This is a genomic window from Lysinibacillus sp. G1-3 (assembly GCF_056322905.1).
This window is the reverse complement of the sequence record NZ_JBWHYQ010000027.1, coordinates 51,117-64,081: the sequence shown is the minus strand read 5'-3', so window position 1 is coordinate 64,081 and position 12,965 is coordinate 51,117. Positions and strand designations below refer to the sequence as shown.

The 12,965-nt window shown below is 37.8% G+C and carries 14 protein-coding genes, 8 tRNA genes and 1 rRNA gene; 1 reads left to right on the top strand and 22 read right to left on the bottom strand.

Annotated features, from left to right (window positions below; genetic code table 11):
* The 21 genes from ACVYAD_RS22820 to acpS form a co-directional block, all read right to left on the bottom strand.
* Positions 1-203, bottom strand: a 16S ribosomal RNA gene (locus ACVYAD_RS22820); the annotation flags it as partial.
* A 202-nt stretch (positions 204-405) separates the two neighbouring features.
* Positions 406-479 (bottom strand) — tRNA-Gly (locus ACVYAD_RS22815).
* A 24-nt stretch (positions 480-503) separates the two neighbouring features.
* Positions 504-580, bottom strand: a tRNA-Arg gene (locus tag ACVYAD_RS22810).
* A 20-nt stretch (positions 581-600) separates the two neighbouring features.
* Positions 601-686, bottom strand: a tRNA-Leu gene (locus ACVYAD_RS22805).
* Positions 687-752: 66 nt separating this feature from the next.
* Positions 753-825, bottom strand: a tRNA-Lys gene (locus ACVYAD_RS22800).
* Positions 826-840: 15 nt separating this feature from the next.
* Positions 841-915 (bottom strand) — tRNA-Gln (locus ACVYAD_RS22795).
* Positions 916-920: 5 nt separating this feature from the next.
* Positions 921-996, bottom strand: a tRNA-Asp gene (locus ACVYAD_RS22790).
* 36 nt (positions 997-1,032) lie between these two features.
* A tRNA-Glu gene (locus tag ACVYAD_RS22785) sits at positions 1,033-1,104 on the bottom strand.
* Position 1,105: 1 nt separating this feature from the next.
* Positions 1,106-1,182 (bottom strand) — tRNA-Asn (locus ACVYAD_RS22780).
* Positions 1,183-1,273: 91 nt separating this feature from the next.
* Positions 1,274-1,735, bottom strand: coding sequence for a SprT family protein (locus ACVYAD_RS22775; RefSeq protein ID WP_349661704.1), 462 nt, complete (start codon positions 1,733-1,735; stop codon positions 1,274-1,276).
* Positions 1,736-1,957: 222 nt separating this feature from the next.
* Positions 1,958-4,132: a Tex family protein gene (locus ACVYAD_RS22770; RefSeq protein ID WP_476428038.1), complete on the bottom strand. Its 2,175-nt coding sequence runs from the start codon at positions 4,130-4,132 to the stop codon at positions 1,958-1,960.
* A gap of 193 nt (positions 4,133-4,325) precedes the next feature.
* The gene (gene sigB / locus ACVYAD_RS22765; protein WP_349661706.1) at positions 4,326-5,111 is read right to left on the bottom strand and encodes an RNA polymerase sigma factor SigB; all 786 of its coding nucleotides are present in this window, start codon (positions 5,109-5,111) and stop codon (positions 4,326-4,328) included.
* Positions 5,089-5,559 (bottom strand): anti-sigma B factor RsbW, encoded by a 471-nt coding sequence (gene rsbW, locus ACVYAD_RS22760; protein ID WP_079562545.1) that lies wholly within the window; start codon positions 5,557-5,559, stop codon positions 5,089-5,091. The genes sigB and rsbW overlap by 23 nt, the downstream gene beginning before the upstream one ends.
* The gene (locus ACVYAD_RS22755) at positions 5,556-5,891 is read right to left on the bottom strand and encodes an STAS domain-containing protein (RefSeq protein WP_079562544.1); all 336 of its coding nucleotides are present in this window, start codon (positions 5,889-5,891) and stop codon (positions 5,556-5,558) included. Before ACVYAD_RS22755 ends, rsbW begins: the two co-directional genes overlap by 4 nt.
* A 71-nt stretch (positions 5,892-5,962) precedes the next feature.
* Complete coding sequence (locus tag ACVYAD_RS22750) at positions 5,963-6,958, bottom strand: PP2C family protein-serine/threonine phosphatase (RefSeq protein WP_349661707.1); 996 nt, start codon at positions 6,956-6,958, stop codon at positions 5,963-5,965.
* Positions 6,959-6,970: 12 nt separating this feature from the next.
* Complete coding sequence (locus ACVYAD_RS22745) at positions 6,971-7,372, bottom strand: anti-sigma regulatory factor (RefSeq protein WP_349661708.1); 402 nt, start codon at positions 7,370-7,372, stop codon at positions 6,971-6,973.
* 497 nt (positions 7,373-7,869) lie between these two features.
* A complete protein-coding gene (locus ACVYAD_RS22740) occupies positions 7,870-8,220 on the bottom strand; it encodes a type II toxin-antitoxin system PemK/MazF family toxin (RefSeq protein ID WP_049663446.1) in 351 nt (116 codons plus the stop codon).
* A gap of 4 nt (positions 8,221-8,224) precedes the next feature.
* The gene (locus ACVYAD_RS22735; protein ID WP_049663444.1) at positions 8,225-8,488 is read right to left on the bottom strand and encodes a hypothetical protein; all 264 of its coding nucleotides are present in this window, start codon (positions 8,486-8,488) and stop codon (positions 8,225-8,227) included.
* 321 nt (positions 8,489-8,809) lie between these two features.
* A complete protein-coding gene (alr, locus tag ACVYAD_RS22730) occupies positions 8,810-9,931 on the bottom strand; it encodes an alanine racemase (RefSeq protein WP_476428037.1) in 1,122 nt (373 codons plus the stop codon).
* Between the two features lie 221 nt (positions 9,932-10,152).
* The gene (locus ACVYAD_RS22725) at positions 10,153-11,259 is read right to left on the bottom strand and encodes a LolA family protein (protein WP_349661746.1); all 1,107 of its coding nucleotides are present in this window, start codon (positions 11,257-11,259) and stop codon (positions 10,153-10,155) included.
* 277 nt (positions 11,260-11,536) lie between these two features.
* Positions 11,537-11,890 carry a holo-ACP synthase gene (gene acpS, locus ACVYAD_RS22720; protein ID WP_079562539.1) on the bottom strand — a complete coding sequence of 118 codons (354 nt, stop codon included), beginning with the start codon at positions 11,888-11,890 and terminating at the stop codon, positions 11,537-11,539.
* 64 nt (positions 11,891-11,954) lie between these two features.
* Here acpS and ACVYAD_RS22715 point away from each other — a divergent pair, with 64 nt between their 5' ends.
* Positions 11,955-12,575, top strand: coding sequence for a rhomboid family intramembrane serine protease (locus tag ACVYAD_RS22715; RefSeq protein ID WP_349661710.1), 621 nt, complete (start codon positions 11,955-11,957; stop codon positions 12,573-12,575).
* Positions 12,576-12,578: 3 nt separating this feature from the next.
* On the opposite strand, the gene ACVYAD_RS22710 is transcribed toward ACVYAD_RS22715, so the two are convergent.
* A complete protein-coding gene (locus tag ACVYAD_RS22710) occupies positions 12,579-12,731 on the bottom strand; it encodes a hypothetical protein (protein ID WP_386831325.1) in 153 nt (50 codons plus the stop codon).
* Positions 12,732-12,965 lie beyond the last annotated feature (234 nt).

Sequence of the window (12,965 nt, the reverse complement as noted above, 5' to 3'; positions counted from 1 at the left end):
TTTCACCATGAAGTGAAATAGATTATTCGGTATTAGCCCCGGTTTCCCGGAGTTATCCCAAACTATAAGGTAGGTTGCCCACGTGTTACTCACCCGTCCGCCGCTAACGTCAAAGGAGCAAGCTCCTTATCTGTTCGCTCGACTTGCATGTATTAGGCACGCCGCCAGCGTTCGTCCTGAGCCAGGATCAAACTCTCCATAAAAAGAAATTTGATAAGCTCAAATTGTTTTGCTGGCATCATGTTTGATGTCCAAAATTTTGTTTCGTTCACCAACTCAAGGTTAGCTACTAAAAACTTTATTGATTACGTTTTGCTTGTTCAGTTTTCAAGGTTCATAACGTCGCCTCTAAGCGACAACTTCTACATCATACTATACAAAAATATGAATGTCAATAAGTTTTTTTGGAGCGGGTGATGAGAATCGAACTCACGACATCAGCTTGGAAGGCTGAGGTTTTACCATTAAACTACACCCGCGATATGAATAATATTTATTTAAAATGGCGCGCCCGACAGGAGTCGAACCCATAACCTTCTGATCCGTAGTCAGACGCTCTATCCAATTGAGCTACGGGCGCATATGTTTAATAAATTGACTTGGTGCGGCCGAGAGGACTTGAACCTCCACGGGGTTGCCCCCACTAGGCCCTCAACCTAGCGCGTCTGCCGTTCCGCCACGACCGCATTCGATTAGTAACTTTCTCATTGTACTACGATAATCTGAAAAGTCAACTTTTTTTCTTAAAGAGATGAGCCATGAAGGACTCGAACCTTCGACCCTCTGATTAAAAGTCAGATGCTCTACCAACTGAGCTAATGGCTCGTATTAAGAAATGAATGGCTGGGGTACTAGGATTCGAACCTAGGCATGACGGAATCAAAATCCGTTGCCTTACCGCTTGGCTATACCCCAATAAGTGGCGGTCCCGACCGGGATCGAACCGGCGATCTCCTGCGTGACAGGCAGGCATGTTAACCGCTACACCACGGGACCAATGTTACTATATTTTCATGAATTAAAATAATGAAATGACCCCTACGGGATTCGAACCCGTGTTACCGCCGTGAAAGGGCGGTGTCTTAACCACTTGACCAAGGGGCCATGGCTCCGAAGGCAGGACTCGAACCTGCGACAACCTGATTAACAGTCAGGTGCTACTACCAACTGAGCTACTTCGGAATAATTCACATGTTTTGTCGTCGTTATCTTGTCGACTTTTACTATTATAGGGACATCTGCAGTAAACGTCAACCCTTTTTTATTATTTTTTTTATTCTATTAGTTTCAAACGCCCTAAACACTTGCTACAGCAGTATTTCTCCACATTCATTCTAATTTTTCTTACATAAGATTGTTGGCATTTTACACATGTATATGTATACAGTCGACGTTGTTTTTTGGAAGCTGTCTTAGGGACTTGTAATACTGCACAAAAACGAGGAGCATTCACTTTTACTAATAGCTCTCGAAAATCTTTATCTCGATGCTGATACCCTTTGCCTTCCAAATGTAAATGATAATGACATAATTCGTGTCGAACTATCCCTTCTACTTCACTAATACCATACAATTCATATGCTTTTGGGTTAACTTCAATATTATGCGATTGTAAAAGATAACGTCCACCTGTTGAACGTAACCTTGAATTAAAATATGCTCGATGCATAAACGGCTTCTGGAAACTATCTAATGATATTCGACTAACAAGATGTTGAAGTTCCTCATTGTTCATATCTATATCACCTCTAACAACAAGAATACCACACTGTATAGTATAGACAGTGTGGTAAATTTTATCCCGCTATAACGGGCAGTATTTCATCCTGGCATTAAGTACAAACATAGCAAGGGCTAGAAATTTTGGTGGGAGATTAACTGCCCGTAATAGCCCGATTGGTGAAGACTAATAATCAGCGAGGATGAAAGAATCCTCGCTGATTATAGTTTCACTTAATTACGCTTCGATAGTTTGATCTTTAGGAGGCAGCATCGTTAATGATATGCGCCCTTTATTGACATCTATTTGTTCTACCCAAACCGTCACAATATCACCGAGTGCAACAACCTCTAATGGATGTTTAATACGTTTTTTTTGTAATTTAGAAATATGCACAAGCCCGTCCTGCTTCACTCCAATATCTACAAATGCTCCGAAATCAACTACATTTCTCACTGTACCTTGTAATTCCATCCCAACTTGTAAATCTTCCATTTTCAATACATCTGTTTTCAGTAAAGGCTGAGGGAATGCATCACGTGGATCGCGGCTTGGCTTCATTAATGTATCCACAATATCCTTTATTGTGATTACTCCAACATCTAAAATGCCACTTAATTTTTCTTGATCTAGTTTTGCAATGGCTTCCTCGGCCTTTTGCGTCCCTAGCTCTTTTTTATCAATTTGTACAACCTCTAAAATCTGCTCTGCTACACTATAGCTTTCAGGGTGAATGCCCGTAGCATCGAATGCATTTTTGGCTCCTGGCACACGTAAGAAACCTATTGCTTGTTCATACGTTTTGGCACCAAGTCGTGGAATTTTCTTTAGTTGAGCACGAGTAGTAAATTGTCCATTTTCCTCTCGCACCTTCACGATATTCTCCGCAACCGTTTTAGATAATCCAGAAACGTATTGTAGTAAAGAAGCTGAGGCTGTATTAACATCAACACCAACTTGGTTTACAGCCGTCTCTACTATAAATGTTAAGGACTCATTCAATTTCTTTTGAGAGACATCATGCTGATATTGGCCTACCCCAACAGCTTTTGGCTCAATTTTCACTAACTCCGACAGCGGATCTTGCAAGCGGCGTGCAATAGAAACGGCACTACGCTGTTCTACCTGTAAATCCGGAAACTCTGTACGGGCAACTTCGGATGCTGAATAAACAGAAGCTCCCGCTTCATTGACGATCACATAGGCAATATCTGTTTCAAGTTCATTCAATACATCAGCTATAAATTGTTCTGTTTCGCGTGAGGCAGTACCATTACCAATAGCAATTATAGTAATTGGGTATTTTGCTAAAATTTCTTTCACAACTGCTTTTGATTTTCCTACATCTGGTTTTGGTGGATGTGGATAAATGGCTGTAACCTCAAGCATTTTCCCAGTTTCATCTACAACAGCTAGCTTACAGCCTGTACGGTACGCTGGATCAACTCCTAATACATACTTCCCTTTCATTGGAGGCTGTAATAATAGATTACGTAAGTTCTCAGAGAAAATATGAATAGCCTGCATCTCTGCTTTTTCTGTTAATTCATTTCGTAACTCTCGTTCTATAGAAGGCTGAATTAGACGCTTGTACGAATCCTCGATCGCTAGCTTTACTTCTGGAATTGCTGGAGAGGAACCTGTAGCCGGAATCCACTCCTTCCACATAATCATCAATACTCGATCTATAGGTACTTGAATTGCTACTTTTAAGATTTCTTCTTTCTCACCACGATTTACAGCTAAAATACGGTGTGGGACAATACGATTTACAGGTTCTTCATATTCATAATACATTTCAAACACGTTTTTTTCGTCTGCATCTGCATCCTTCACACTCGTAGCGAGTACTCCATCTTTCCATGAATACGTACGAATTTTTTCACGGATTGCCGCGTCATCAGCAAAGCGCTCTGCCAAAATATCCCGCGCCCCAGCTAATGCATCCTCTACATTAGCAACTTTCTCCTCATCTACGAAGGGCATTGCTAATTTCTCTAAAGCATCATTACGATACTCTAATAGAAGATCTGCAAGAGGTTCTAACCCTTTCTCTTTAGCTATTGTCGCCTTTGTTCGGCGTTTTTGTTTATACGGTCTATATAAATCCTCTACACGTTGTAAAACAGTTGCTGCTTGAATCGCTTTTTCTAATTCAGGCGTTAGTTTATCTTGTTCCTGAATTAATCGTATAACCTCTTCTTTGCGTTGCTCAAGCTGCTGTATGTAGTGATATCGATCCTCCACAGCTTTAATCTGCACTTCATCAAGGGACCCAGTAGCTTCTTTTCGGTAACGTGCAATGAACGGCACGGTATTTCCTTCTTCTAATAATTTAATAACAGCCTCAGCTTGACCCGGCTTAACAGCTACATCCTTTGCAATGAGCTGTAACATTTGCTTTTGTTCCACATCATCACTACCTTTTTTCTTTTCATTTTACCATTACACTTTACTAAAAATGCAAAAAAATAGTCTACTCTAACAGAAGAGTAAACTATTTTATTCAATACGAAGAGACTGTTTTCGCTAGCACTTCCTGCAAAGCTCTTGCTATCGCTTGTATTTGCAACAACAACAAGAAAGCCCCTCTCGCTAAAATTTTTTAAAGTGAGACACCATCTCTTACTAAGATAGCTTCTTGTAATTTTTTTATTGCCTTCCTTTGTATTCTAGATACATGCATTTGAGAAACCCCTAATCGTTCCCCAACTTCTTTTTGAGTGAGTTGCTCTAAATATGTAAGCTGAATGATTTGTCTTTCTCTCTCATCTAAAATACTCATTGCTTCAGAAACAACCATTCTTTTATTCGTCATTTCATAGCCGTCATCTTCTTTACCCATAATATCAAATAACGTTACTGTACTACCGTCAGAATCCGACTCTATTGAATGATCCATAGAAAGAGCATGGTAACTACGGCTCATCTCCATAGCCTCTAACACTTCTTCTTCTTCTACTTCTAATTGATCCGCAATTTCCTTAATAGACGGAGAACGTTGCAACTCAACTGTCAACGCTTCAACTGTTGTTTTAATTCGTGGTCCTAATTCTTTTATCCGTCTTGGCACATGAACATCCCAAGTCTTATCACGTAAAAAGCGCTTAATTTCTCCAACAATCGTTGGAACAGCAAATGCTTCAAAACTTCGACCAACATCAGGATTAAAACGTCTTATTGCACCTAGCAACCCCAGCATACCTACTTGAGTAATATCATCATAACTAGATTTACCATTCGAATATTTACGTGCAATGGATTCTACTAAATATCGATAATGAATCACTAAATTTGTTTGAGCTTCATCATCTTCCGTTGATTGGTACAGTGCAATCCACCTTAGTATATCTTCCTTAGACGAAGATTTAGGTAGTGATTCTTTCGACATTTTTCTCCACCTGCTCTCTAGCGACATACTTAGTCATGAAAACAGTTACGCCACCATCGTTATTTATCATCACCTCATCCATCAAAGTTTCCATTAAATAAAGCCCTAAACCACCTTCGCGAAGACCTGCAATACTCTCTTCAGGATGATACGGACCGATTTTCGATTTTATCTCCTCAAAATTAAAACTATTACCGTAATCTGCAATCATCATTTCTAGTTTATTTTCATACAAAGCGCATCCAATGACGATTTCTCCCTCTTCTTCGTCCTTATATGCATGATGTACAACATTTGTTACCGCTTCACTTGCAGCAATTTTTAAATCTTCAATATCATCGTAATTAAATCCAACTCGACTAGCTAAGCCAGAAACCGTCAATCGAATCACACTGACAAATTGCGGTTTTGCAGGAACCCTTATCTCAATATAATCAAATTCCTTCATTTTCGTAATTCCACCTTTTTATCAGTCTCAATATCCATTAAATCGCTTAAACCAGTAATTTCAAACAACCTTTGTAATCTATTCGATAAACCAACTAATTTAACTTTACCATTTTCGCGTAGCGTTCTTTTATAAAAGGCTACAAAGATACCTAGCCCTGTACTATCCATATAATTAACTTTTGATAAATTTAGTACTATTTCTAATCCCTCAGTAATTTTCACTGCCTCTAATTCTTCCCTGAGTCCTGAAGCAGTAAAAGTATCTATTTCACCCTCTACAAATCCGTATAGTTTATTATCAAGTTCTTTAAAGTGTATCGCCATGTCCATACAGCATACCTCCACCAATTTGTTAGACTAATTTTCTATTCCCGTAATTATTAAAAGTCAAACCTAAAAAACTATTTTTTTATAATTGCAATTGTAAAATCATCTGATAGTTTAAAATCCTGCATTTTTTCAATTTGCTTATAAAGAAGATTACATAATTCTTGGGCTGACAAGTATTTATTTTCAAATATTAATGATGTAATGACCTCTCGTGCATTCAATTCATCCTGCAATCTGAATTCAGTAACACCATCCGTCATCATGATTACGATGTCGTTTTCTTCCAAAGTAATTTCGTTATAAGAATATTTCGTTTCTGGCAACACCCCTAATAATAATCCCGTTGATTCCAAAGGGATAAATTGATCACGCATAGCACTGTAATGAAGAGCTGGCTCGTGACCTGCAGAAGCATAAGAAAAAGTGCTTTTTCGCAAATCCAAACAACCGTAGAACATAGACACAAACATACTGTCGTCTACACTCTTTTCAATTACTCGATTAATGACCTCTAATACATATGAAGGATCTCTATATGCATAATCCAATGCTTCTAAACCATATTTTACCATAGACATGCATAATGCGGCTGGAACACCTTTACCTACCACATCTGTCACAGCTACACTCAAATAATCATCTCGATTATATAAAAAATGGACATAATCCCCATTCATTTTCCGGATTGGAATAGATATCATTCCTATATCGATATTTAAAAGTTGTGGTACCTCTGTTTTAAGTAATGTACTCTGGATACTTGTAGCAATTTTCATTTCTATCTCATACTCAGCCTGTTTTTGTAATAAGCTTTGGTGCTCCCTATGAGCCATTCCATAATGCACCATCACTTCGATAAGAAAATCATATGCAAGCTGTTCTTCACTCATTCTACGTGGAAAAAGCTTTTCAACTGCGTTTTTATGAATACTTACAACATCCTCTGGAGATATATTATTTTGGATTAACTGACGAGTGAAATTTTGAGCAATATACAAATTCTTTTCAGTTTGATCAGTCATATAATCTGACAAAATCTTTTTATATTGAGATTCTAATCGATCCAACAACTCCACATCCTAACGCAGCCATTTTTCAGCTCTTATCATTGTTCCTTCACCAATAACCGATTGAATATTCATACTGTCCATCAATCGATTAACGCCTGGTAAACCTGCACCTAGCCCCCCTGAAGTAGAGTAACCATCCTCCATCACTTTCCGAACATCCTCTATTCCTGGTCCTTGATCCGTTGCAATAACAATTATTTTTTTCTCTGTGTCTGACTCAAATTTTTCAATTTCAATGACACCTATACTTGCATATAAATATATGTTTCTAGCTAGTTCGCTTATAGCTGTGGTGATTCGAGCCTGATCAACAGTGTCAAATCCAAGCGCTTTTGCTTCGTCACGCCCCAGTTGTCTTGCTGCTACTATATCCCACTCAGTAATAATCTCAACCGAAGACTTAATTGTCACTGCTGTCCCCCCAATTCCTTTCGGAGTTATACTCTTACACTTTTTTGACCCACTTAACTAAATACTTTAAATATTTTAATTATATTAAAGATTTTACCTCAGCGAAATGGTTGCTGTCGCTAAGTTTGTATTTCACAGAAAAAATTTTATTGCTGAAGTTTTACTTTCGCACAGAAAAACACTTGTTGCTGCCGCTTCGCTTTCGCACAGATAAACACTTGTTGCTGCCGCTTCGCTTTCGCACAGATAAACACTTGTTGCTGTCGCTTCGCTTTCGCACAGAAAAACACTTGTTGCTGAATGAAGGTGAAATTCTATGTATATTTCCTTAAACCTCTCAATGCTTTTTCAAAAATCGATGCTAATTTTATATCTTGAATATACCTCAAATTTATAAGCACCATTTTTGAATAGCGATTTTAATAAGTATTTTAGGGGAACAATACAAAAAAGCATCGAGATGAAAACATCTCGATGCCGCTATACACATATGTATATCAAAATTTAACAAGCCCTAAACTAATCATCAATGCACCATCAACTTTCTCCATCAACGCATGGTCAAGTTGTGTAATACGATCCGTCAATCTTGACTTATCAATCGTCCGCACTTGCTCGAGCAGAATAACCGAGTCACGTTCAAAACCATACTTTTCAGCATTAATTTCGACGTGCGTCGGTAATTTTGCTTTCTGAATCTGTGCAGTAATAGCTGCGATGATGACAGTCGGACTAAATCGATTTCCAATATCATTTTGAATAATCAGCACCGGCCTAGTGCCCCCTTGCTCGGACCCAACTACCGGCGATAAATCTGCAAAAAAAACGTCACCACGTTTTACATTCAAAGTGTCATCCCCCGCTAACGAGACGCTCCACTGTATGTTGTGCTTCATATTCTGCATGCAAGCATTCACTTGCAATACTCAGATTTATATGAGACATTTCAACATATCCTTTCATCATAGCTTCCCGTATTTGATTTGGTTGCTCCTGCATTAAAACTTTGCGCGACAAAATACGCGCAAAAGATTCACTCTCAATTACTTCCTTTGTTTGTAGAAATAGTCTGTCTTGAACAGCAATTGTAGCTTCTCTTAACTTTTTCTCGTACACAGCAAGCACCTCCAACGGAACCATCCACTTTTCATTACTACCCATTCTACCATTGAAAGATATCGTTGAAAAGACACGAAATGACAAAATATCTGACAATTTAAAGTCCAAGTTGTAAAAATATGTAGGTTGTCGAAGGTAAATGCCGATTTATTCACCTTGCAATATGTCACAAATTATGATTGGCTCATCTACCCGGTAATTTAACAAATTGATTAGTAAGTAGTTATTCACCAGGTTGTTTAGTTGCTCCGATAAAAAATTCATTTGTCCTAAAATCATTTATGCCTCGGCATGATTGATCCCGATTTTAATTTAGAGTTAAATGTATAATCTAGGAACCCTCGCTGTAATAATGCATGGTACTTCATAATTAATGGTTTCAAGCTTCGCTGCCCATTCATTCATTGAAATAACATCCTGTCCTTGATGACCAATGAGTGTTACTTTCTCACCTATAGCATATGCTTTTGGCAAGGCAACCATACATTGGTCCATACAAATTCGTCCGACAATCTGCATTCTTTGACCATCAATTAGTACTTCTTGTCCGCCTAATTTACGAATCACTCCGTCAGCATAGCCTATTGGTATCGTTCCAATCCACATATCCGCTGGTGCCGTAAAAGTAGCGCCATAGCCTACTGAATCACCTGCTTGTAACTGTTTTACATGAACAAGCTCACTCTCAAGTGAAAACGCTGGCTGTAACGAAAATGGTAAAATACCTTCTACATAAGGCGATGGTGATAATCCATACATTGAAATACCATATCTGACAGCGTCAAATTGTAAATGTGTATCTTTCACTAATGATGTAGCTGTATTTGATGCATGAACAAGTCTAGGCTTTTCAGGCAATACTGACACACATCTCTCAAAAAATTGCACTTGTCTATCGAAGTAAGAGGCATCTTCTTCATCTGCAGTCGCAAAATGTGTAAATATCCCATCAAGCTCTACATTTATTGTATTCTTTATTGTTTGATATAGTTCCAATAATTCTTGTTCTGAACGAACGCCAATTCTGCCCATTCCACTATCTACTTTTATATGTAGTCGTAAAGGGTTTACTTCATTAGCTATGAACGGAGCAGCTTGCTGTACCCATTCACTAGCAAACGCCGTAAGAATTATGCGCTGCTTGGCAGCGTATGGCACAAACGAAATTGGAGAAGCACCTAATAATAGTATGTCCGGTTCTTCAAAATGCGCTCGAATATGTAATGCTTCATCGGGCGTTGCCACAGCAAGTATTGTTGCCCCTGCCTCGAGTGCCGCTTTTGCAACAGCTAAATCTCCATGACCGTATGCATTTGCTTTTACGACAGCTATAATTTGAACATTAGGTTGAAGTAGCTTTTTCAAATTTTTTACGTTTTTTTGAATTGCTTGTAAGTCTACAATTGCTTTGGTTGGTCTAAAATACTGCTGTATCTCCATTAGAATACCCTCTTTATATTTTTATTAAAACAATATGTATTGATTAAATCACTTTTGCTCTACAGTTTTACCATAAGTTATTCTATTTTAGACTAATTTTCTACATAACTTTTATCATATATGACTTAACACTTTCTAAACAGTGTTAATATTCATCAAAACTGCACTATTTTTCTTAATAAGCTACAGCTTTCCATTTAGAAAAGCTGTAGCTGGAGTAATTATTTCATACTACCTATCGTCATAGAAGTGGCAACTTGCACCATTTCTTCGCGAGTCAATTTACTAGATGCTACAAAGAATTCGACGCCATCCTTTTCCCAGCTAATAGATGTATCTGTAATAGCTCCAATTGTAAAGCCTAAATCTACAGGATCACCAGGCGATGATACTGGCAACATTGAAGTCTGTTTCGTAACTGGTTGTTGCATAACAGTAAATGGCTTGTCACCGTCGAATGTTAAGATAACACGTTCCATGCCACCCTCTTGCATGACTTTCTCATCCACCATCTTTGTATTTCCTAAACTTACAACAGGGTAATGTGTTTGGAACTTTGTATTTTCGGCTTCTGCACTTACTGCTTGTTCCCCATCATTTCCATCCGGATTATTATTGCTCTCTTTATCGCCTTTATCCTTTTCTTCCTTATTATCTTTTTCTGGCGATGTAGCGTTTTCCCCTTTTGGTTCATCTTTTTCTGTAAATTGCTCAACCGCATACTCTTTAGCCGCATGTTGAACACCTAATTTAATATTTTTAAATGTGATACGAATTTGCTCTTCTTTTACATCATTCATAATTACTACGGAAGTTGGAAGCATTGTTTTCTTATCGACTGTTATTACTTGATGAGGCATACTATTTTTATAGCTATTTCTAGTAGCCGCTTCAAATATATATGCTTTGTCCTCTTCTTTCATGACTAAATTTTTATCTTGAGCTAAATCTTCTGCTAGTGCACCTATTAAATAGGCCTGACTATTTTTCTTTGGCCAATCACTTTGGAATTTATACATTTTGTTTAATGTAGGTGTAACAACAAAAACGCCATCTGCATTTCGCACTATCATTTGTGAAACATCTTTCCCACTTTCTACAACTTCCACTCGATAGAAATCAGGTTTCGTATGCCAAACAGTTACATCATATTTTTTTGGATCCCCACCAGATTTAATCTCCATCGTAGCATTTAACTCATAACCATTGGTCTCTGCCCATTTCCCATTAACTTTCTTCAACACTTTTTCCTGTGAGTCTGTACCACATGCCGATAGAAGTAATATCGTACAAAGTAAGACGAGCCATTTAACTATTCGGTTGCCCACGCTTTCACCCTTTCCTTCTTTCAAATCCACTACGACAATATATGAACCGTATTTGTCAGTTATGTCATTTGAACATGGGCAATATATTTATCTTCACTCAGAAATTTATTTGCTTTTTAATAGCTATCACGATAGAGTAGTTGATTTTTGCTCCGACTAGGCACTTTCCTAGAGCGTCAGCCGGGACAGAAATCAACTTATAGTTTTAATAAATGCCTTCCGCAACTTTTAATAATGAGCCCTTTTACTTTATATGGCGAAAGATTGTTTACATTTTTTATTGTAATAATATTACTTGTGCTGCTGCGTATTGTTTTGAGTGTGTTATGCTTACAAATCCATTTACAAGCTCTCCTTTAAAATATAAAACAGGATTACCAGCTTCCCCTCTTAAAACTTCAACATCATGAAGCTTACATTCTTCACCAATACCAGTTCCTAACGCCTTCGAAAATGCTTCTTTTACAGCAAATCGTCCGGCCAAAAATTCTATTCTACGAGTTTCTGTATGTGCATCAAACAAAACTCTTTCCCTTTCAGATAAAATGCGGTCTTTAAATTTATTTGTTCTCCCCATTGCTTTAATAATACGGTCAATTTCTACAATATCGAGACCAATTCCTTTAATCATTTGAACTTCTCCTTTTCCTATTTCTAAAAAGCCATGTATAATGATTGTAAATTGAGGTGGAGTTATGTTTAGTAGAACAGAAAATTTCAAGCAATATACAAAGTATTATCCTATTGTTTCAACATTAATAGCGGTTAATTTAATTATTTATGTAATAACTATTTTACCTGAAATAGGTGACCAAGTACTGAATTACGGAATCCAAGTGAACTTCCTTGTTCAAACAGGTGAATGGTGGCGTGTTTTTTCCGCAATGTTTTTACACGCTGATTTTTTGCACGTTTTCTTTAATATGTTTTCACTGTATTTATTCGGACCAGAGCTTGAAAAAATTGCAGGTAAGGCGCGTTTTATTACAATCTATTTATTGTCCGGTATTGTAGGCGACATGGCAACCTACCTTCTATATGATAGTAGCTATGCAAGTCTCGGTGCAAGTGGAGCTGTTTTTGGAATATTTGGTGCCTTCGGAGCACTTGTCTACTACACACGCCGTACAATGCCGATGCTTCGAAAGCTTATTTTACCAATCATTGTGATAAGTGTTATTATGACTTTTTTACAGCCGAATGTGAATGTCTATGCTCACTTGGGCGGTTTAGTAACAGGGTTCCTCCTTGGACTCATCTACTTACACCCAAGAAGAATTTTAAGCTGGCGTAAACAAAAGATGGCGGGTAAGTAATAGTTACAAAGTGGAGCCATTCTCTGATGATAAGCTTTCATCGAGGATTGCTCCTTTTATTTTTACGCTAGTGTTATATTCTTTTTTCATTTTATCCCCAAATAAAACCGTATTAACACTTGTCCATTTATGCCCTAATTCACTTGATGATGCCACTCCCACATACTTCCCCAATAGCCCCCGTTTGTAGGCCATTATTATTCACGTTTTGTTGCATTGTAGCTACATCCTCTACGCTTTCTATTACTCCCCCTTTTGTTTGATTAATTTTATTATAAACAGAATATTTGGAAATTTATAGGTAAAAAAGGATTATCATCACCATGTGTCCCTAACTTCCTTTTTGACTATGTACTTTTCTAAGAGCATGCGATTAGCCACTTGGATCAA

Bases quoted from the DNA above. Each gene is read 5' to 3' on its own strand.
- ACVYAD_RS22775 (WP_349661704.1), bottom strand. From the start codon at position 1,735: ATGAACAATGAGGAACTTCAACATCTTGTTAGTCGAATATCATTAGAT.
- sigB (WP_349661706.1), bottom strand. From the start codon at position 5,111: ATGTCGAAAGAATCACTACCTAAATCTTCGTCTAAGGAAGATATACTA.
- rsbW (WP_079562545.1), bottom strand. From the start codon at position 5,559: ATGAAGGAATTTGATTATATTGAGATAAGGGTTCCTGCAAAACCGCAA.
- ACVYAD_RS22755 (WP_079562544.1), bottom strand. From the start codon at position 5,891: ATGGACATGGCGATACACTTTAAAGAACTTGATAATAAACTATACGGA.
- alr (WP_476428037.1), bottom strand. From the start codon at position 9,931: ATGGAGATACAGCAGTATTTTAGACCAACCAAAGCAATTGTAGACTTA.
- acpS (WP_079562539.1), bottom strand. From the start codon at position 11,890: ATGATTAAAGGAATTGGTCTCGATATTGTAGAAATTGACCGTATTATT.
- ACVYAD_RS22715 (WP_349661710.1), top strand. From the start codon at position 11,955: ATGTTTAGTAGAACAGAAAATTTCAAGCAATATACAAAGTATTATCCT.